Origin of the sequence: Derxia lacustris, assembly GCF_002105195.1 — a bacterium.
GTDB classification, from domain to species: domain Bacteria; phylum Pseudomonadota; class Gammaproteobacteria; order Burkholderiales; family Burkholderiaceae_E; genus Derxia; species Derxia lacustris.
In genome coordinates this window covers 158,044-178,253 of record NZ_MUHU01000011.1, presented here as the reverse complement: position 1 = coordinate 178,253, position 20,210 = coordinate 158,044, and the positions used below count along the sequence as shown (strand labels likewise).

Annotated in this window: 16 protein-coding genes; 8 read left to right on the top strand and 8 right to left on the bottom strand. The window is 71.2% G+C overall.

All coding sequences use genetic code 11. The features are described from left to right. Positions 1-19: 19 nt before the first annotated feature. Entirely contained in the window at positions 20-1,384 is a 1,365-nt protein-coding gene (locus tag B9P64_RS12190; RefSeq protein ID WP_235839990.1) for a di-heme oxidoreductase family protein, read from the top strand. 10 nt (positions 1,385-1,394) lie between these two features. Here B9P64_RS12190 and B9P64_RS12185 read toward each other — a convergent pair whose 3' ends face one another. Then, the gene (locus tag B9P64_RS12185) at positions 1,395-2,222 is read right to left on the bottom strand and encodes a TOBE domain-containing protein (protein WP_085316513.1); all 828 of its coding nucleotides are present in this window, start codon (positions 2,220-2,222) and stop codon (positions 1,395-1,397) included. A gap of 617 nt (positions 2,223-2,839) precedes the next feature. Then, entirely contained in the window at positions 2,840-3,700 is an 861-nt protein-coding gene (locus B9P64_RS12180; protein ID WP_085316512.1) for a hypothetical protein, read from the bottom strand. 94 nt (positions 3,701-3,794) lie between these two features. Here B9P64_RS12180 and B9P64_RS12175 point away from each other — a divergent pair, with 94 nt between their 5' ends. Beyond that, positions 3,795-6,080, top strand: a complete 2,286-nt coding sequence (locus B9P64_RS12175; protein WP_176256821.1) for a TonB-dependent receptor — start codon at positions 3,795-3,797, stop codon at positions 6,078-6,080. Here B9P64_RS12175 and B9P64_RS12170 read toward each other — a convergent pair. From B9P64_RS12170 to B9P64_RS12150, 5 genes are all read right to left on the bottom strand, one after another. Beyond that, a complete protein-coding gene (locus B9P64_RS12170; protein ID WP_085316510.1) occupies positions 6,052-8,010 on the bottom strand; it encodes a hypothetical protein in 1,959 nt (652 codons plus the stop codon). The genes B9P64_RS12175 and B9P64_RS12170 overlap by 29 nt on opposite strands. A 71-nt stretch (positions 8,011-8,081) precedes the next feature. Then, the gene (locus tag B9P64_RS12165) at positions 8,082-9,032 is read right to left on the bottom strand and encodes a hypothetical protein (RefSeq protein WP_085316509.1); all 951 of its coding nucleotides are present in this window, start codon (positions 9,030-9,032) and stop codon (positions 8,082-8,084) included. A gap of 12 nt (positions 9,033-9,044) precedes the next feature. After that, positions 9,045-9,845 carry a hypothetical protein gene (locus B9P64_RS12160; protein ID WP_085316508.1) on the bottom strand — a complete coding sequence of 267 codons (801 nt, stop codon included), beginning with the start codon at positions 9,843-9,845 and terminating at the stop codon, positions 9,045-9,047. A 28-nt stretch (positions 9,846-9,873) separates the two neighbouring features. Then, positions 9,874-10,572: a hypothetical protein gene (locus tag B9P64_RS12155; protein WP_085316507.1), complete on the bottom strand. Its 699-nt coding sequence runs from the start codon at positions 10,570-10,572 to the stop codon at positions 9,874-9,876. Positions 10,573-10,688: 116 nt separating this feature from the next. Next, complete coding sequence (locus B9P64_RS12150) at positions 10,689-13,679, bottom strand: TonB-dependent receptor (protein ID WP_235839989.1); 2,991 nt, start codon at positions 13,677-13,679, stop codon at positions 10,689-10,691. A gap of 284 nt (positions 13,680-13,963) precedes the next feature. Between B9P64_RS12150 and B9P64_RS12145 the strand changes: the two genes are divergently transcribed. From B9P64_RS12145 to B9P64_RS12130, 4 genes are all read left to right on the top strand, one after another. Beyond that, the gene (locus B9P64_RS12145) at positions 13,964-14,359 is read left to right on the top strand and encodes a group III truncated hemoglobin (protein WP_085316505.1); all 396 of its coding nucleotides are present in this window, start codon (positions 13,964-13,966) and stop codon (positions 14,357-14,359) included. A gap of 138 nt (positions 14,360-14,497) precedes the next feature. Next, positions 14,498-14,878 carry a globin family protein gene (locus tag B9P64_RS12140; RefSeq protein ID WP_085316504.1) on the top strand — a complete coding sequence of 127 codons (381 nt, stop codon included), beginning with the start codon at positions 14,498-14,500 and terminating at the stop codon, positions 14,876-14,878. A gap of 6 nt (positions 14,879-14,884) precedes the next feature. Beyond that, positions 14,885-15,268: a NifB/NifX family molybdenum-iron cluster-binding protein gene (locus B9P64_RS12135; protein ID WP_085316503.1), complete on the top strand. Its 384-nt coding sequence runs from the start codon at positions 14,885-14,887 to the stop codon at positions 15,266-15,268. A 19-nt stretch (positions 15,269-15,287) separates the two neighbouring features. Then, positions 15,288-15,689 (top strand): group III truncated hemoglobin, encoded by a 402-nt coding sequence (locus B9P64_RS12130; RefSeq protein WP_085316502.1) that lies wholly within the window; start codon positions 15,288-15,290, stop codon positions 15,687-15,689. A gap of 19 nt (positions 15,690-15,708) precedes the next feature. Here B9P64_RS12130 and B9P64_RS12125 read toward each other — a convergent pair whose 3' ends face one another. After that, the gene (locus tag B9P64_RS12125; protein WP_139826295.1) at positions 15,709-16,464 is read right to left on the bottom strand and encodes a BON domain-containing protein; all 756 of its coding nucleotides are present in this window, start codon (positions 16,462-16,464) and stop codon (positions 15,709-15,711) included. Positions 16,465-16,736: 272 nt separating this feature from the next. Between B9P64_RS12125 and B9P64_RS12120 the strand changes: the two genes are divergently transcribed. Both B9P64_RS12120 and B9P64_RS12115 read left to right on the top strand, forming a co-directional pair. Next, a complete protein-coding gene (locus B9P64_RS12120; RefSeq protein WP_235839988.1) occupies positions 16,737-19,085 on the top strand; it encodes a TonB-dependent receptor in 2,349 nt (782 codons plus the stop codon). A gap of 6 nt (positions 19,086-19,091) precedes the next feature. Further along, entirely contained in the window at positions 19,092-20,192 is a 1,101-nt protein-coding gene (locus tag B9P64_RS12115) for an alpha-hydroxy acid oxidase (protein WP_085316500.1), read from the top strand. Positions 20,193-20,210: the final 18 nt, after the last annotated feature.

The following is a 20,210-nucleotide window of genomic DNA, read 5'->3' as shown; positions in this document are numbered from 1 at the left end:
TGGGTTGCTTGAGCGTGGCGTGCTTGAGCGCGCGGCGGGGCCCTGGCTGGCTGCCGGGCTGATGCTGCTGGCGCTGCTGCTCGCGCCGCCCGTCTCGGCCGAGCCCACTGCCGCCGACGCTGAACGACTCGCGCGGCCGCCGCTCGGCCTCGACGACGACGGCCGCGCCGCCTTTCTGCGCGGGCGCGCGCTGTTCCGGCAGAACTGGGTCATCGCGCCGTCCGACGACCGCGCGAGCGGCCTCGGCCCGCTCTACAACCGCATCTCCTGCGTGGCCTGCCATGCCGGCAACGGCCGCGGCCGGCCGCCCGAGCGGCCCGACCAGCGCCTGCGCGCGATGCTCGTCCGGCTGTCGCTGCCGGGCAGCGGCGAGCACGGCGCGCCGCGTCCGCATCCGCGCTACGGCGACCAGCTCAACGAGGAAGGCGTGCCCGGCGTCGCGCCCGAAGGCCGGGCCGCCATCGACTGGCTGGCGCAGCCGCATCGGCTGGCCGACGGCAGCACGGTCGAGCTGCGGCGTCCGCGCATCCGCCTGACCGAGCCCGGCTACGGCCCGTTCGGCGCGGTGCTCACGTCGGCGCGCATCGGCTCGCCGGTGCTCGGGCTCGGCCTGCTCGACGCGGTGCCGGCGGCCGATCTGCAAAGGCTTGCAAGCCAGCCGCGCGACGACGGCGTGCGTGGCCGCGTCAACGTCGTGTGGTCGGTTGCGCAGGGGCGGACGGTGATCGGCCGCTTCGGCTGGAAGGCCAATGCGCCCGACCTGCGCCAGCAGATTGCGGCGGCGATGATCGGCGACCTCGGCATCAGCTCGCACGAGTTTCCGGCGCAGAACTGCATGCCGGCCCAGACCGCCTGCCGCGCCGCGCCCACGGCCGGCGCGCCCGAGCTGACCGACACCGAGCTCGACGATCTCGCGCGCTATCTGGCGCTGCTCGGCGCGCCGCCGCGCCGCGACCAGGATGCGCCCGAGGTGAGGCGCGGCGAGCTGAGGTTTGCCGCCGCCGGCTGCGCGGCCTGCCATCGCGCCACGCTGCCGGTCGATGCGGCCGCCTTCGCGCTGCGGCTCGGCATCGCCGCGCCGGCCGCGCCCGCGACCATCGCGCCCTATACCGATCTGCTGCTGCACGACCTGGGCGCCGGCCTGGCCGACGGCCGGCCCGACTACCGCGCCGGCCCGCGCGACTGGCGCACGCCGCCGCTCTGGGGCATCGGGCTGGCCGACGTCATCGATGCGCCGGCGCGCTATCTGCACGACGGCCGGGCGCGTTCGCTGGAGGAAGCCATCCTCTGGCATGACGGCGAGGCGCGCGCGGCCCGCCTGCGCTACGAGCGGCTGGGCGCCGCCGGCAGGGCCGAACTGCTGGCCTTTCTGCGCTCGCTCTGAGCCTTAAAGCTCAACCCACGCGGATCAGCAACACGCTCGGCGCCTTGAACACCGCGCAGGCGCGGCTGCCGATGTCGAGCGCGAGCGCCTTGAGGCTTTCCTCGGTCACCACGGCGGTCACGCTGCGGCCGGCGCTCAGCGCCAGCGTCACTTCGCAATCGACCAGCCCCTTGTGGATGTGCGCAACCTCGCCCCAGAGCTGGTTGCGCGCGGTCATCTTCAGGTCCTGATCGGTGACGACCAGCACGCTGTTGGCATTGACCAGCGCAATCATTTCCACGCCGATCGCCAGCCCCAGCGTCTCGGCCGCCTCGCGCGTGATGATCGCGGCCAGCTCGTTGTCGGCATCGAGCCGCAGCTTCACCTCGAAGCTCACCTCGCCCTCGCGCAGCCCGCTCACCGTGCCCACGAACTGGTTGCGCGCGCTCGACCGCAGCGACATGCGCCTGAGCATCATCTTGAAGTCGGCCACCTCGCCGCCGCCGGTATCCGCGATGCGCTGCCACAGGTGGTCGAGCGCGATCTGGTACTCGTCTTCCATTGCGCGATACACGTTGACCAGACGCCGGCCGTAATCGGTCAGCAGCGTGCCGCCGCCATGCCGCCCGCCGACCGAGCGCTGCACCAGTGGCTGCTCGGCCAGGTTGTTCATCGCATCGACCGCATCCCAGGCGGCCTTGTACGACAGCGGCACCGCGCGCGCGGCCTGGGTGATGGAACCGTAGCGGTCGATGGCTTCGAGCAGCTTGATGCGGGTATCGCCAAGAAAGGCGCCGAACTCGGTATCGACAGCGAGCTTGGCCGACGGCTTGTGACGCAGCGGACGACGTGAAGGCATGGCGTTGTGTGGTTGGAGTGCGACCCGTCCGGCGGACGGGTGAATCCGGCAACGATAGCCCAGCGCCGCGTGTGGGCAAATGCCATTGCGCGGCGCGCTTCCGATCCGCACTTCGCTATATCGTCATAAACATTACGAAACCGACAATCTGTCGGGAACGTGACGCACGGCCGGGCCTTGCATGGCTGCGCGCGAGCGCTGCCAGGAACGGCGCGCCAATACTGCAACGCCACGGCGGCGCAGACGCCCGCAAGCCCGGCGCGCCGGCGTGGGCGCAGAACCGGCCCAGCCGGTCCGGCTGGCACAGCTGCTGCTTTACGCTATATATCGATAGCGATTGCGACAAGGCGTCGGCCGAACGGCAATCGTTGTCGACTTGCGCTCCTGGGCTGTGACCGGGTCGCCGCACAGTCCGGGCTTGGTCTGTGGGGTGGGGCAAAAGGATTCCGCCTTACGGCATCCCCCTGAATCCTTGCGTCTTCTGGCGATCCGGTCCTGGTCCATTGCCGGTGCGCGGCCTCCATGGCGGCCGCGCGTTCATGGCGGCCCGTGTCCGTTGGCAGCGGCACGGGCCTCTTTTTTTGTGCGCCGGTCTGCGCCGGGCGCGCGGCGGCGCCTCAGCCGCGCGGCAGCGGGTAGAGCAGCGGCAGCCCGTCGCGTACCGGCAGGGCGGCGATCGCGGCCTGACCGTCGGCCGAGACCAGCCAGTCAGCGATCGCGCGGGCGGCGCCGCGCTGCGCCGCATCGGCCGGATGCGCCGGGCCCGGCTCGGCGGCCACATACACCCGGCGCATCGTCGGATCGCCCTGCAACAGGATCCTGAGCGCGCCGCTGTTGGGCATGCGGCCGAACAGCACCGGAATCCGCCCGACCAGCACATAGGCCTGCTGACGCGCGGCCGAGATCAGCACCTGCTGCGGCTGCTCGGCATCGTCATAGAGCTGCTGGCGCGGACCCGGCCGCAGCCCGGCGGCGCGCCACAGCGCCTGCACGATGGCAAAGCCGCCCGGGTCGCGAAACAGCAGCATCGGCGCATCGGCGGCCTTGATGCGCGCCAGCGCCTCGGCGCCGTTGCGCGCACCGGCCACGCCGGCCGGATCGTCGGCCGGGCCGGCGATCACATGCTCGTTCATGGCCCAGGTGCGCGGCGGCAGCGCCAGTCCGCGCCCGGCCAGACCAAAGGCTTCATCGCCGCCGTGGATCAGCAGCAGTGCCGCCTCGCCGCGCTCGAAGGCCGGGATCACGCCGTCCTTGGGCGCGCTGGTCACCAGCCGCGTCGCGACGCCGGTGGCGCGGCTGGCGGCCTCGGCGAGCGGCGGCCACAGATTGGCCAGATTGAGCCCGCCGACCACCGCCACCGGCAATGCCGGCGCGGCGACGGACAGCGGATCGGCGGCGCGCGCGGCAGCGGCGCCGGCCAGGCCGAGGGCGCCGGCAAGCCAGCGGCGGCGCAGTGCATCGGTGAGGACGTGGGGCATGGATCGGATTCCGGCAGACGAGGGATGGCACAGACACTGCATTGCGACGTATCTGAAGCTACATAACGTAACACCGGTTCGGCCGGCGCCTCCCATGACCCAAGACAAATCCCTTTCCCCTCCGAACTTCGTTCCGCGCCGGCTGGCGGCGCGCATTGCCGCGATCGGCCTGGGCGCGACGCTGTCGGCCGTGGCCGCCACGGCGCTGGCGCAGGCGGCGGTGGCGCTGCCGCCGGTCGTCGTCGACGGCAGCGCGCGCAAGCCGGCGCAGGGCGAGGACACCGGCACGCCGGCCACGGTGTATGCGGTGACGCCGGCCGCCATCGAGACCTTCGGGCCGGCCGGCGGCGCCAATCCCTATCGCATGGTGGCCACGCTGCCCTCGGTGCAGGCCGGCGACATCGACCTTTATGGCGCAGCCAATATCACGGGCGGCAACAAGGGCCTGCGGGTGCGCGGCCTGAATGCGAGCCACGGCGGCAACGGCAGCGTGGACGGGCTGGTCATCAGCGCGATCAATCCCGGCCCCGGCTATCTGTGGCTGTTCGATGCCGAGAATCTGGCCGAGGTGACGCTGGCGCAGGGCCCGGTGGCGTCGGATCGCGGCGCGCTGTTCACCACCTCGGGCGCGCTCGACAGCCGGCTGCTGTGGCCGCAGTCGCAGGCCGGCGCGCGCACCTCGGTGGCCTTCGGCAGCCATGAGTTCCGGCGCGTCGCGGCACGGCTCGACAGCGGCGAGCTGTCGACCGGCAGCCGGCTGTTCGTGTCGGCGTCGAATGTGTCGGCCGACAAGTGGCGCGGCAACGGCCGGTCGCCGTCGGACCGCACCAATGTGCAGCTGGCGCTCGGCCAGCGGCTCGGGCCGGTGGATGTGCGCTTTGCCGTGGCGGCGGGCAGCCAGTCGCAGAACGCCTACCGCGCGCTGTCCTGGGCGCAGACGCAGAACCTGGCAGCCAATCGCGGCTACGACTTCGATGCCACGCCGTCGGCCACCGCGGCGCAGCGCCAGACCTGGTACGGATTCAACCGCCAGTCCTTCGATTCGAGCCTGGCGCTGCTGGAGGCCGACTGGCGCCTGGATGCCGACACGCTGCTGTCGGCCAAGGCCTTCAGCTTTCATGAAAAGGGCTCGTCCTTCGACGGCCAGGCCAACGGCATGGTGCGCGAATGGAAGATGGACCACCGCAGCTTCGGCGGCGCCTTCGATGCCAGCACCCGGCTCGCCGGCACCACGCTCAAGGCCGGCGCCTGGCTCAGCCAGCTGGAGCCGCCGGGCCCGCCGACCACCTGGAAGATGTACCGCCCCAATGCCGACGGCAGCCTGAGCTTCGCGAGCTGGTCGCTGCTCAACAAGGCCACGGCCGATCACCGCTTCGACGCGGTGTATGCGCTGGCCGAGCGCAGCTTCGGTCCGCTCGATGCGACGGCCGGCCTGCGCCAGTGGCGCGAGCGGCTGCCGGGCTTTGCCGCCTACAACACCGCCGGCCTCGCCGATACCGATGCCGCCACCGCCTTTGCCCAGGCCGGCAGCCCGCTGGCCGCGCGCAGCGTGACCGGCCGCCGCCAGTCCGAGACGCTGCCGTTCGCGGCGCTGGCGGTCACGCTCGATCCGGCGCTGCAATTGCGCGCCAGCGTCGGCAAGCTCACCGGCGCGCCGGCCTTCGATGCCTGGCAGACGGCGCAGACCAATGCCGCCGCCTTCGCCGCCGCCGGCGTGACGGCCCAGCAACTGTGGGATGCGGTGCGGCCCGAAACCGCGACCGCCTGGGACCTGGGCCTGCGCTGGCACGACGGCGACTGGCGCATCGAGCCGGCCGTCTACCGCAGCAACTTCAGCCACAAGTCGGTCGCCTTCCGCGATCCGCGCGTCAACCTCGCCTACAGCCAGAACGTCGGCGAAGGCCATGCCGACGGCATCCAGCTGGCCGCCGCCTGGACGCCGGCCGGCGCCTTCTCGGCCTTTGCCTCGGCCTCGCTTAATCGCGCAGTGTTCGACCGCAATCTGGTCACCGCCACCGGCGCCACGCTGGCGGTGCAGGACTTGCAGCTGCCCGACACGCCGCGCTGGCTGGCCAGTCTGGGCGGGCGCTGGGAGCGGGGGGGCTGGTCGGTGTCGCCGCTGCTCCAGGCCAGCGGCATGCGCTACGGCGATTCGCTGCACACCGAGCCGGTCGGCGCGTACTGGACCGCCGATGTGCAGCTGGCGCGCGCCTGGACGGTCGACGGCCGCCGGCTCACCGCCTCGGTCACGCTCGGCAACCTGTTCGACCGCAAATATGTCGGCCTCATCACCTCGGGCGACCAGAGCGGCAGCGGCGCGCTCAGCTACTACCCCGGCCCGTCGCGCAGCGTCATCGGGAAGCTGGCGGCCGACTTTTGAGCGGCGCGGTGCGGCGCACGGCCAGCGGCGCCGCGCGCTGCGCTGCCGCCTTGGCCGCGACCGGCGCCTGCACCTCGAAGCTGCCGTCGAGCACGACGCTGCGGTCGCCGGCCAGCCCGGCGCTGCCCAGCTCGCCCATGCGCACGCCGGCCAGGCCGATGCGCTGCCAGCCCGCGCCATCCGGCGCCGACACCGTGAGCCCGGCGCAGCCATCGCTGCACGCAAAGTTCTGCCCGTCGCGGCGCGCAAAGCTGGCGCGCCGGATCGCGCCGCCGGCGGTTTCCACCGTCAGCGATTCGGCGAAGTAGTAGCCGTCGGCGCTGCTGCCGACGATGCCCTGCGCGTAATAGGCCGGGTTGCCGTCGGCATCGAGATAGCTGCCCTTGAGCGGCATGCCGTCGAGGTCGGCCACCGGGCAGAGCGCGGCGGCGTCGGTCTCGTCGCTGAATGTGGCGGCGATGCGCTCGCTGCCGAGCGAGCAGTTCTCCGGCGTCCAGTCGGGGATGGCGTCGGCGATGCTGAAGCTGGCGCGCAGCCGGTAGTCGGCCGAGGCCGCGAGGCTGCCGTCGGCCAGCACGGCGGCGAGCCGGGTGTCGTCGAGCGCGAGGGCGCGGCTGCCGGCGGCGTCGGGCGCGCTCAGGCTCACGCCGTTGCAGTCCGTGCCCAGGCAGCGGTAGCGCGGCGCATAGCTGGAGCTTGCCGCGTCGACGTCGTAGATGAGCACCGAGGCCACGCGGCTGCCGTCGTCGACCGCCACCTCGACCCACACCGGCGCCGCCGCCGCGCCATTCACGAAGGTGTAGAGCTGGCGCCGCCGGCCGCGCGTCTGGGCGCTGCCCGAGTCGGTGCAGTCGGCGCTCACCGCGAGGTTGGGCGCGATCAGATACCAGCGGTTGTCCTCGCAGGGCAGCACCGGCAATTCCACGCCGGGCACCGCGCCGGCGAGCTGGCCGTCGAGCACCAGGCGGGCGCTGCCGCTGCCGAGCGCGGTGCCGGCAAAGCTCACGCTGCGGCTCAGGTCGCCGGCCACCGGGCCGAGCGTGACGCCGCTGCAATGGCTTGCAGTGCAGCGCAGCGGAGCGCCGCCGGCCGGCGTGTAGACCAGCTCGGCCACGCTGTCGCCGCGCAGCCGCAGCACCAGGCTGTCGCCGCTGCCGGTGGTGAAGCTCATGCGGGTGAGCGCGCCGTTGGCGCTGTCGCGGCCGGCGCTCTTGCTGGCCGGGCAGAAGGCGTCGCTGCCGTCGGCGGCGGTGAGCGTGATGCTTTCGCTGCGGCAGCGGCGCTGCTCCAGTGCCAGCTCGGCGGTGGCGCTGGCGAGCGTGGCGCCGCGCGCTGCGAGCCGGGCGGCGAACGCGGCGATGGCGTCCTGCATCGGGTCGCCGGCGCGCGCGTCGAACGCGCTGTCGATCAGCGCGCCGGCCGGCAGCGTGACGCCCCAGCGGCGCGCCAGATCGCGGCGCAGGCCGGCTTCGGCGGTGGTCACGTCGCTGGCCTTGAGGTCGGCCAGACTCGGCCCGCCGGCATCGCCGAGCGCGGCATACCAGGTAGCCGGGTCCTGCGCCGTCATGCGCGCCACCAGCAGATGGGTGAACGGCGTGAGATTGGCCCGCCCGGCGCCGAAGGCCAGCGACACCAGCGGCTGGCCGTCGGTCATCAGCGTGAGCAGCGCATAGGGCGCGACGAGTGCGCTCAGGTCCACCGTGAAGGCATTGCCGCCGAAGGAATTGCGCGCCGTGCGTGCCAGCCCCGAGGCGCCCTTGACGCTCACGTTGGCGACCGGCGTGGCGCTGCCGTCGGTGGCCACGCCGGCCAGCGTGGGCCGCGCGGCGGCGGCGGGCGCGGTCACGTCGCTGCCCGAGCCGCTGCAGGCGGCAAGCGCGAACGCGGTGACGACGAAGGCGAGGCGGAGCAGGCGGGCGGGCATGGGCATGGCAACCGGGGTGAGGCGAGGGAAGGGCAGACGCTGCGCGCCGGCCGCGGCGGGCCGGACGCGCGCGCGGTTCAGTCGAGCGCGGGCAGCCTGAGCGCGCCGTTGAGCAGCACGGTGCTGGCGCCGGCGACGCCGTCGTCGCGCAGCTCGACCAGCTGGGTGCCCAGAAAGCGCAGCGCGGCCTGCGGCGTGCCGCCGGCCAGCAGCGCGATGCCGCCGCAAGCCTTTGCACGGCAGCCGAAGCGCTGCGCGCCGAGATAGTCGACCGCCATCACCGTGCCGTCGGCGGCCTGGGTCACGGCCAGCGTGCCGCCGTCCAGGCTGGCAAAGCTCAGCGTGCGTTCGCCGTGCTCGCCCAGCTCGGTGCCGGCGCCGCCGCGCGCGCAGAAACTCAGCATCGCGCCGGCGCTGGTGTTGATCGACACGCTGTCGTCGGGCGCGCAGGCCAGCCCGGCGATGCGGTCCTCGGGCTGGGTGAGGAAGCGCGCCGAGACCAGCAGCGCATGGCGCGGCAGCAGCGGCTTGCCGTCGGGCAGCAGCGCCGCGAGCGGCACGCCGTCGAGCGCGATCTCGCGCTGGCCGCGGGCGTCGTGCGCGCCGATGCGCAGGCCGGTGCAGGCGTCGCCACGGCAGGCATAGGCGGGCTTGCCGTTGGCCAGCAGCTCGGCCGCGACCGGCGTGTCGCCGAGGCTGTCGATGCGCAGGCTCCAGCGCGCGTCGTCGCCGGCGGCATCGAGCAGATGGCTGCGCACGCTGCCGTTCTGGCGCGTGCGCGGCGCGGCCAGGCATTGCTCGCGCGCGCTGTCGCCGTCGCGCCAGCGCAGCCGGGCCTGCTCGCACTTGAGCGGCACCACCGGCGCCGGGCCCGAGGCCGGCAGCGCAAAGTCGAAGCTCATGCCGCGCGGCGCGGCCAGCGCGGCGGCCGGGGCCGTCTCGGGCTGCGGCGCGGCGGCCGGCCAGAGCGCCCAGGCCGCCAGCAGCACGGCGATGCCGGCAAACGGCAGCAGGCGTTGCAGCGTCATCGCCGGGCTCCGTCAGTTGCAGCGATAGCCGGAAGTGAGGATGGCCTGCGGCGGCTGGTCCTCCTCGCCACCCTGGCGCAGCCGCACCGTCTGCGCCTGCGCGGTGGTGTTGTAGCCGGTCGGGCAGTTCTGCCGCACATAGAGCCACGGCGACCACGGGCTGCTGTACGAGTAGGGCGCGACCGCGTCCGGATCGTTGGCATTGGTGTCCACGCGGAAGTCGATCCAGCCGTTGCTGCGCGCGGGATCCAGGCCGCTCGGCGAGCCGGCGTATTCGCCCAGGCCTTGCAGCGTGCGGCCCGAGTATTCGAGGTACTTCTTGGCCAGCGCGGTGTCGGCGGCGGTGCCGCCATCGACGCTGCCCATGAAGTAGCCGATGTCGGCCGCGGCGGCGCTGCGGATCACGCGGAAGAAGTCGTTGATCTCGAAGCTCTCGGTCGTCAGCGGGCTCCACACATTGGTGTTGAGGTTGGCGCGCGTGGCCAGGATGTAGGTGTTGGTGGCATCGCAGGCGGTGCCCGTGCCCTTGCAGTACACCCGGTCGTAGAGCGTGCCGACGGTCACGCTGTTGACGATGATCGGCGCGCTGCGGCTGGCCTTCAGGATGTAGCCCGGAATCGCCGTCGAGCCGGGCAGGCCGGTGAGCTTGCAGGTGGCGAGGGTGGCCGACTGCGTGGCCGGACTGCCGGTCTTGGGATTGCAGGTGCTGAGCACCGGCGAGCCGCTGCTGCTGGTGGTGACCCAGTCGGCATGGGCGGCGGCGTGCAGGCCGAGGGCGGCGAGCGCGGCGAGGGTTGTGCGGACGAGCTTCATGTTGTGTCTCCTCTTCGGGGCGATGCGGTCAGTTGGGCTGGTAGCCCGACAGGAAGATTTCGGTGCGCTGGTTCTCGGGGTCGTCGAGGTCGGAATTGAGCAGGCGGAAGGCGAACGGCTGCACCGAGAAACCGGCCGGCGCGCGCGTCAGCAGCTGGAGCCAGGGCGAGGACGGGCTGCTGTCGCCCTCGGGTTCGGCGGCATTCACGTCGATGCGGAAATCGACCCAGCCGTTGTCGCGCTCGGGCTGGCGGCCCTCGTACTCGTTGAGGCCGAGCGCGGTGCGGCCGGCCGCGAGCAGCGCCTTGCGCGCCTGCGGTCCGGCCGGGCGCCAGGCGATCGCCGCCGGTTCGTCGGGCAGCAGCTGGCGCGCGAGATCGTTGAGGTTGAAGGCGAGGCCGCTCAAGTCCCAGGGCTCGGCATTGAGCTGCACCCGCGCGCCAAAGATGTAGGCATCGCCCCGGCGCCAGACACGGTCGTGCAGCGTGCCGATCGTGACCTCGTTCTTCACGATGGGCGTGCTGCGCGCCGCCACCAGGGCAAAGCCCAGCTGCTCGGGCGTCAGGTCGAGCCGGCAACGCTGCTCGGCGGGCAGGTTGTCGGGATTGCAGCGCAGCAGCACTTTCGGGCCGCTGTCCGGCAGCAGCAGCGGCGCGGCCAGTGCGGGCCCGGCCAGGCCCAGCGCAAGCGCGCCGGCCAGCAGCGCGCGGGCAGGAAGAATCGTCATCGGCTGTCTCCTCTGAAATGGGCGGAACGTTGGGTTGGCGCGCGGTCTGCGCCGCGCTGCTGCCGGGGCCCGACCGTCATGCCGGTCGGCCCCGCCGGGTTGCCTCGCCCGGTTGCTCAGTCGGCGCCGAAGCGGTGGCTCAGGCCGACGAAGATCGATCGCGGCGCGCCCGGCGCCACCAGCGTGGTGTTCGCCCATTCGGCCGAGTTGTAGTTCCAGCCGCTGGCCCCGCGCGCGCCGGTCTGGCCGCTGCTGAACGGGTTGATGCCGAGCCGGCCGGCGCTGAAATAGCGCGTGTTGAACAAGTTGCCGATCTGGGCGAACAGCGTGGTCGCGCGCGTCAGGCGCCAGCTGGCGTCGGCGCTGAACAGCACATAGCCGGCGACCTTGCCCACGGTGGTGAAGGGCCGGCCCGCCGCCACCGCCTGCTGCGAAAGGCCGGTGTCGGCATCGCAATTGCCGGTGTTGCAGGTGTAGACGCCGGTCTCCTGATCGCTGCCGCCAGTGCTGTGCAGGTTGTTCTCGTTGCCGCGCACATAGGCCAGCGACCGTGCCGTCATGCCCAGGCCCAGCTTCACGTCGGCCAGCGCCTGCCAGCCCAGATTCAGGTTGAAGTTGTGCGCCGGAATGCCCGGCAGTCGCGCGCCCGGATCGACGCGGATCATCCGGTAGGTGCCGTAGCCGCGATTGGCACCGGCGGTGGGCGAGGGCAGCGTCTCCTGCCCGAACAGCGCCGAATCGCCGCTGGCGGTGCGCGAGTTCTGGTCGAAGTCGGCGCTGCTGTTGTGCGGGCTGCTCATGTAGAACGGCGACTGGAAAGTGGCGTCCACAAACGAGTAGCCGGCCTTCAGGTCGAAGGCGCCGACGCGGCCGCTCAGACCCAGCTCCAGCCCCTGCCGGCGCGTCTTGCCGATGGTGTCGAAATAGCTGCGACCGTCGGCCACGCCGACAAAGTAGATGTCGTTCTTGAGGTCGGTGCGGAACAGGCTGGCGTTCCATTCCCAGTCGCGGCCGAGCGCGCCGCGCAGGCCCACCTCGGCCGAGGTCGAGCGGATCTGCGGCAGATAGGGGTCGCCCGACAGCGCGGTGGGCAGGGCGCAGGTCGGGCCGCGCAGGCTGCGCGGCACCGTGCCCCATTCGGGGTGATCGGCATTGGCCGCCACCGGCGTCGAGTCGAAGGCGCAGCCCAGCTCGATGACCGAGGGCACGCGCGCGCCCCGGCTCACATTGGCAAACAGGTTCAGGTCGGGGCGCGGCAGCCAGTTGATGCCGAGCGCCGGATTGAACGAGCGATAGCGCAGGTCGTCGCTGGTGACGGTCTGGGCCTGGTTGCTCACATCGACCAGCGCCGGGCCGGGCGTGGCCGGACAGCTGGCCGGGTCGCTGCTGGGGCAGAGGATGCGGGTCGCCGGCAGGTTGCCGTTGCGGATTTCATGCAGCGCCAGGCCGGCGGCGTTGGTGGGCGTGGCGATGGTGGTCTGCACCCGGCTGCTGTTGGCGCGGCCGGCAAAGGTGAAATGCAGGTTGTCGAGCGCCGACCAGGTCTCGCTGAAGTAGAGGCTTGCGGTGCGCGACTTGCCGTCGAAATCGTTGCCGACGATCTCGGTCTGGGCGGCGCGGTATTGCGCGTCGATCTGGTCCGGCGCGGCGTACACGCGGTGGCTCGCGTCGATCAGGCCGAGCTGCTGGGTCATGCGGTAGTCGGCGCGGCTGCGGTCGAGCGCCGCGCCCAGCATGAAGCGGTGACGCGCCAGATTCCAGTTGGCCTGCACGGCGGCGCCGTCGCCGGTCTGGCGCAGGCCGGTGCGCGTGAGCAGGCCGATCGGCGTGCCCTCGACCACGCCGCTGCCGCCGCTGACCGCGCCGCCAAAGCCGGTGGGCGAGCCGCCGTTGCGCGCCTTGCCCGAGTTGGCGACCGGCGTGCGGCCCAGGTTGGCGCAGCCGCTGCCTTCGGGCCCGTTGAGCGGCGTGGCGCTATCGGCCGCGCCGTCGCGGTTGGCATCGACGTACTGGCATACCGGCAGGCCCGAGGTGCCGGCCACCGCACGGTCGAGCACCACGTCACGCTCGGCGCTCATGTCCGAGAAGCCTTCGTAGATGTCGCCGGCCACGCCGTCGCGCCGGCTGTCGCGGCGGTAGATCTGGCTGGTGATGCTGAAGCTGTCGCTGATGTCGAGCTGGCCGGACAGCGCCAGCTGGGTCAGCTGGCTGCGCGATTCGTCGGGCGAGGTGAACACGCTGTCCCATTGCTCGCGCGCGGTCTCGACCGGCACCAGGCCGTTGCCGATCAGCCGGTTGCTCGCATGCAGCAGGCTGGCGCTCAGGCTGGCGTCGTCGCCGCGCCAGTCGCCACGCCCGAAGGCCTGGCGCACCCGCGACGGCGAATTGCTGCGCCAGCCGTCCTCGTCGAACACATTGGCCGCCGCAAAGCCGGCGAACCGGCCGTCGTTGCCGCCGACCGACGCCTTGAGCTGGCGCCGGCCCCACGATCCGCCGAGCACCTCGACCTCGCCGCCGGTGGAGCTGAAGCCGTTGCGGCTGCGCAGCGACAGCGCGCCGCCCAGCGTGTTGAGGCCGAACAGCGGATTCGAGCCCGGAAACAGGTCGAAGCGCTCCAGCGCATTCATGGGAATCAGGTCCCAGTTGACGACATCGCCGAACGGCTCGTTGACGCGCACGCCGTCGAAGAACACCGACAGCCCCTGCGCCGTGCCGACCTGCGGCCCGGCCGTGAAGCCGCGATAGTTCAGGTCGAGCTGGAAGGGATTGCCGGCGTAATCGTTGACGCTCACCGACTGGAAGCGCCGGTTCATGAAGCTGGCCAGATCGGTCGCGTGGGCGTCGGTCAGCTCCTGGCGCGTCGCGCTCTGCACATTGGCCGGCAGCCGGTCGCGGTCGATGGCAAGACCGGGCATCGGGCCGATGTCCTGCAGCCGCTTGCCGCGCACCAGCACGCGCTCCAGCTCGACGGCCGGCGGCGCGGCGGCGGCCGGCGCGGTGCCGGCGTTCGCGGGCTCGCCCGGCGCGGCGGTCTGCGCGGCAGCGGTCGGCAGCAGCGCGGGCAGCAGCAGCGCCAGCACGAGCGTCGGCCCATGCGGCATCGGCATGTCCCTGGTCATCGGTCTCCCCATCCCGTGTGTCGTCCGGCGCCGTCCCGGTGGGTGGACGTGGCCGTGCCGCGAGCGAAGCGCCCGGCTTTCATTGCGACCGGATTGCTGCTTCGTTGCGGGACGGGAAGTTAGGGAAGAGTTCTCGACTTGACTCGGGAAGTTCTCCCGACTTGAAGGCCGGGCGGCGCGCCGCGCTGGCGGCTTTGTCGCGTGGCGCAAACCTTGCAGCCGAGGCCCGACCGCATCTCGGCCCGACAAACCTCCCATTCCCAAGGCCCGCCATGGACATCCAACGCCCCGACGTGACCGAAGAACAGATCGAGCAGATGGTCCGGCTCTTCTACTCGCGCGCCAGTGCCGATGCCGACCTCGGCCCGGTGTTCGCCGCCCATGTCCAGGACTGGGAGGCGCACTACAAGATCGTCGCCGGCTTCTGGTCGCAAGGCCTGCTCGGTACCCAGCGCTACAAGGGCAGCCCGTACAGCGTGCATCTCAACCTCGGCATCAAGATCGAGCACTTCGCGCGCTGGCTCGAACTGTTCCGCGCCGCCGCCACCGAAGTGCTGCCCGAGCCCGCCGCCAAGATGGCCATCGGCCGTGCCGAGCACATGGCCAAGAGTTTCAAGATGGGCCTGTTCCCGCTCGAAACCCTGCCGGGCATGCCGCACGCGGTCTGAGCGGCGGCGCGCGTCAGCGCGCGCGTGGGCATATGCAAATGAAATTGACGCGGCGCTTTCAAGGGTCGCGCCCGATGTCGTCCTACGTGAGGTCCGGCCTATAAAGCGTCCTCGCCCAACTGAACGGAGGATCGACCGATGACACTCGACGAACCGATGCTCAGCGACGCCCAGATCGCGACTGTGGTGCGCAGCTTCTACACCCGGGCCCGCACCGACTCGATGGTCGGTCCCGACTACGACCACATGGTCGACGATTGGGAGGCGCGCTTTCGCCTGGTGCAACGCTTCTGGTCCTGTGCGTTGTGCAACGGCTCGCAAGAGTCCTGCGGCACGGCCAATAACGACCTTCCCTTTGATGCAAGCCAGTTCGACCGCTGGTGCAATCTTTTCTGTCAGGCGACCCTCGACGTCCTTCGCGGCGATGCGGCGCGCAGGACGGTGAAGCAGGCCGAACGCATCGCACTTTTCTATCGCAACGCCTCGTTCCCCGTCCCCGAGGCAGCCGTGACCCACTGAACACCCATGCTCATCGCGATCGCGACCCGGGATTTCGAATCCGTTTCCGGCCATGCCGGACAGGCCCGTGACTGGCTCCTCTACGACTGCAAGCCTGGCCAGCCCATTCCCGACCCGTCCCGGGTCACGCTCCAGAAGGAGCAGGTGTTCCACCACTTCAAGGACGATGGCCCGCACCCGCTCGACGGGGTTGAGGTAGCCATCGTCGGCAGCGCCGGCGACGGCTTTCTGCGCCATCTCAACAAGCGCGGCACCCAGGTGCTGCAAACCGGCGAGACCTCGCCCGCTGCCGCGCTCGGCAAGGTGCTCGACGGCGAGGCGCTGCCCGACACGCGCTTCGACATCACGACCACGCTCTGCAAGATCCGCGACCTGTTCTCGCGTCACTGAGGAGCCGGCAGTGACGCAGATGCAAGCTCCGCAATCGCTGGCGGAAGCGGCCCAGGCCGCCCGCGTGACCGAGGCGCAGATCGAGGCGCTGGTGCGCGACTTCTACCGTCGGGCCGAGTCCGAGCCGGTACTCGGGCCGATCTTCGCCGTGGCGATCCACGACTTCGAAACCCATGTCACGCACATGACCGACTTCTGGTCGCGCATCGTGCTGGGCACCGACCGCTACCACCGCTGCGTGGTCACGCCGCACATGGGCGGGCATTTCACGCCCGAGCATTTCGACCGCTGGCTGGCCGTGTTCGAGCAGTCGGCGCTGGCGGTGCTTGGCGAGCATGCCGAGCTGTTCGCCGACCCGGCGCGGCAGATGACGGCGGCATTCCAGCGCGCGCTGGGGCCGGGCGCCCAGCAGGTCGGCTGAGCCGCCGCATCGGCGCGCGTCAGCCCGCCAGTACCAGCCGGTTCACCACCTCGCGCACGCCGTCGAGCGACCAGGCGTCGCGCTCGGCGCGCTCGATGTCGGACGGGCTGCTCACCTGACCGGTGAGCATCACCGCGCCCGAGCGCGCGCCCACCGCAATCCCGTCGGCCGACAGCTGCGGATCGGTCTCCAGCACCAGCTTCAGCGCCTCGGCCAGCTCGCCGTCGTTGTCGGCCTCGGCCGGCAGCACGCGCAGCCGGTTGTCCACATCGCGCGCGGTCTCGCTCCACCAGGCCAGCGCCGAGGCGAGCCGCTTGTGCGACAGGCTGATGACCTCGCCGGCGAGCAGCACCACGCCGTCGCTCACGCTGATGTCGATGCTGCCGCTCGGCTGCTCGCCGCCCGCGCTGCCGACGCTGCGCAGCGACTTGGCGCTGACGCCGTTCACCAGCGCCAGCGCGCAATTGCGGAAGTCGATGTTCTCCTCGAACAGCCGCGCCACCCGGTTGGCGGTCGGTCCGTCGCCGGGCCAGTTGGCGACCGCGACGCGCAGCCGGTCGACCACGCCGGCGTCGGCCAGCGCCACGGCGGCGCGCTTGCGTCGCGCCAGATCGGGCAGCTCGCCGCTGACCACGGCGCGGCCGCCTTCCACGGCAAAGCGCAAGCCGATGCGATCGGGATCGAGCCCGGTCGCATGGCCGAGCGCGCCCTTGGCGCGGATGAGCTGGCTGGCGGCGGCCGCGTCGGTGCGCGGGTCGAAAGTCGTGACTCCCATGGGCGGGTTCTCCTCGGTGCTGCGCGCGGCCGGATGGTCTGCGCTGCGGCCATCTTTGGCCAGCGCGCGGGCGGCGGTGCTGCGCTCGCGTAACCGGATGCGTGCGCGCGATTGCCGGTCACGCAGCCCTGGGCGATCGAGCACAAGACGTTCGGTACCGATGCCGACTTTCAAACGGCTGTCGCATTCTCGTCAAAATAAAAACGAGAAACATTCTCGTTGTGAGAGTGATTAACAATTGCATCCATTCCAAACACACCAGCGAGAGCAACGTGAAGCAGCGCATTTCCTCGGCAAAACAACCCCGCAGCCTTCGCCTGCGCAACGGCAACGGCGCCCTGAGTGGCGCTGCGCTCGGCCTGTCGGCCGCGATGCTGGCGCCGCTGACGGCGCAGGCCCAGTCGAGTGAAGACGCAGCCTCGCAGGTGACGATGCCGGTGGTGAAGGTGCAGAGCACGCGCATCGATCCCAATCCCAATGCCGAGGTCGGCGTGCCCTACAAGGCCAAGACCTCGGGGGATGCGCGCCACACCCGGCCGCTGGCCGAGACGCCGCAGACCATCAGCGTCATCACCAAGGAAGCTATCGACGACTCGGGCGCGACCAGCCTGACCGCCATCCTCGACGCCCAGCCCGGCATCACGCTCGGCACCGGCGAGAACGGCAATGCCTTCGGCGACCGCTACATCATCCGCGGCCAGGAAGCGCGCAGCGACGTGTTCGTCGACGGCCTGCGCGACCCGGGCATGACCACGCGCGAGAGCTTCGCCATCGAGCAGCTGGAAATCTCCAAGGGCCCGAATTCGAGCTTCGCCGGGCGCGGCACCGCCGGCGGCGCGATCAATGCCATCACCAAGCAGGCGACGCTCGACTACGACTTCACGCGCCTCGGCACCGGCGTCGGCACCGACGACTACCGCCGCATCACGCTCGACGCCAACAAGGTCGTCACCGATGAACTGGCGCTGCGCGTCAATGCGCTCTGGGGCGACGAGGATGTGCCGGGCCGCGCGCCGGCCAGCCGCAGCCGCAAGGGGCTGGCGCTGTCGGCCTTCTACGAAGTGAGCCCGACGCTCGGCATCACGCTCGACTACTACGGCCTGCGCGCCAAGGACGCGCCCGATCTGGGCAGCTACATGGTCGGCAGCGGCACGCAGCGCAAGCCCTACAACCGCGCGCCGGTGTACGTGCAGGAAGCCGACTTCCTCAAGTCGAACGTGGACACCGTGACCGCGCGCGTGAAGTGGGACATCGCGCCCGCCACCCATCTGACCAGCAGCACCCGCTTTGGCCAGACGCAGAACGGCTATGTGGTGACCGGCGCCAGCGCCAACACCATCAGGGCGGCCGACGGCAGCACCTACACCGCCGCCACGCTCAACGACCACAGCGGCTGGCAGGAGGTGAGCTACTTCGCGCACCAGACCAATCTGCGCCACGACACGTCGCTGGCCGGCATGAAGCACGAGCTGATCGGCAGCGTGGAATTCACCGATCACAAGGTGGACAAGGGCGGCTACAGCATCGTCAATGCCGGCGCCACCAACTGCTCGGCGCTCAACGCCCGCACTGGCGCCTACACCGGCGCCTGGTGCGTGACCGATGCCAACGGCAATGCGGTCAACGGCGTGAACAGCCTGCTCGACCGCCAGATCACCAAGACCGCGCGCACCAACGACTGGCATATCCGCACCGTGGCGCTGTCGGCGATGGACACGGTCGACATCACCGACAAGCTGAGCGCCTTCGGCGGCCTGCGGCTCGACCGCTTCGACTGGAGCCTGGGCGTGACCACGCTCGCCACCGGCGTGCGCACCGCCTACAGCTACTCGGACACGCTGGTGAACAGCCACCTCGGCCTGACCTACAAGCTGACGCCGCAGGGCATGGTCTACGCCAGCATCGCCAGCGCGGCCGACATCAACGGCGGCGAGGCCGATGCCGGCACCAGCAGCGGCTACGGCGGCGTGGTGCTCTACAACGGCTCGGTCGCCGGCGCCAAGCCCGAGAAGTCGAAGAACCTGGAGCTGGGCAGCAAGTGGAACCTGTTCGACAACAAGCTGCTGGCGACGGCCGCCGTGTTCCAGACCACCAAGCGCGACGTGATGGAAGGCGCCAACTACGACACCGTCGGCACCTTCAATACCGGCAAGAACCGGGTGCACGGCGTGGAGCTGGGGCTGGTCGGCAACATCAGCGACGACCTCACGACCCAGCTCGGCGCGGCCTTCATGAAGTCGCGCGTGCTGGAGTCGGCCACCGCGTCGAACGTGGGCAAGGTGCTGAGCAACTTCGCCGACAAGTCGGCCTTCGCCCAGGTGAAGTACCGCGTCGTTTCCGATGTGTCGGTCGGCAGCTCGGCCAAGTACGAAAGCTCGCGCTGCGCCGGCCAGCCCGACACTGCCGCCGGCATCACCAACGGCATCTGCAGCCAGCTCGTGCCGTCGTACAGCACCTATGACTTCTTCGCCACCTACCGCGTGAACAAGAACCTGGACCTGCGGCTCAACGTGCTCAACGCCTTCAACCGCGACTACTACCTGGCGGCCTATCGCTCGGGCTCGTTTGTGTACAAGGGCGATGCGCGCGCGGTGCGGCTGACGCTGAACTACGAGCTGTAAGCGCCGATGAGCCAGCCGCCGCTCAGCCGCATCCCGCCCGAGATCCGCTGCGCCCAGGATTACGAGGCGCTGGCCGAACACTTCCTGGCGCCGCCGACGCTGGCCTACATCGCCGGCGGCTCGGGGCGGGATGTGACGCTCGCGGCCAACGCGGCGGCGTTCGCGGCCTGGCGCATCTATCCGCGACTGCTGCGTGACGTGACCGCCGGCCACACGCGGCTCGCGCTGGCCGGTCAGCCGTTCGCGCATCCGCTGCTGCTCGCGCCGGTCGCGTTCCAGAAGCTGGCGCATGCGCAGGCCGAGATCGAGACCGCGCGCGCCGCCGAGGCGACGCAGACCTGCATGGTGGCGAGCACGCTGTCGTCGTTCGCGCTCGAAGACATCGCGCGGGCCGGCAAGGCGATGCGCTGGTTCCAGCTCTATTTCCAGCCGCAGCGCGACGCCACGCTCGACCTCGTGCAGCGCGCCGAAGCGGCCGGCTATGCCGCGCTGGTCGTCACGCTCGATGCGTCGATCCAGCTGCCGAGCCTGCGTGCCCAGCGCGCCGGTTTCGCGATGCCGGCCGACTGCGCGCCGGCCAATCTGGCGCGGCATGCGGCGGTGGCGCTGCCCGCGCTCGCGCCGGGCGACAGCCGCATCTTCCAGGGCGCGATGCAGACCGCGCCGACCTGGGCCGATCTCGACTGGCTGCTTGGCCAGACCCGGCTGCCGCTGTGGGTCAAGGGCGTGCTGCATCCGCAGGACGCGGCCGATCTCAAGGCGCGCGGCGTGACCGGATTGATCGTGTCGAACCACGGCGGCCGCACGCTCGACGGCGCGCCGGCCAGCCTCGATGCGCTGCCGGCGATCCGCGCGGCGGTCGGCGCCGGCTTCCCGCTGCTGCTCGACAGCGGCATCCGCTCCGGCGGCGATGCGTTCAAGGCACTGGCGCTCGGCGCCGACGCGGTGCTGATCGGCCGGCTCCAGATGCATGCGCTGAGCGTGGCCGGCGCGCTCGGCGTGGCCCATCTGCTCAAGCTGCTGCGCGAGGAACTGGAAGCCTGCATGGCGCTGGCCGGCTGCGCGACGCTGGCCGACATCGGGCCGCACAGCGTCGTGCGCGGCTGAACCTCAACCCCAAGGCAA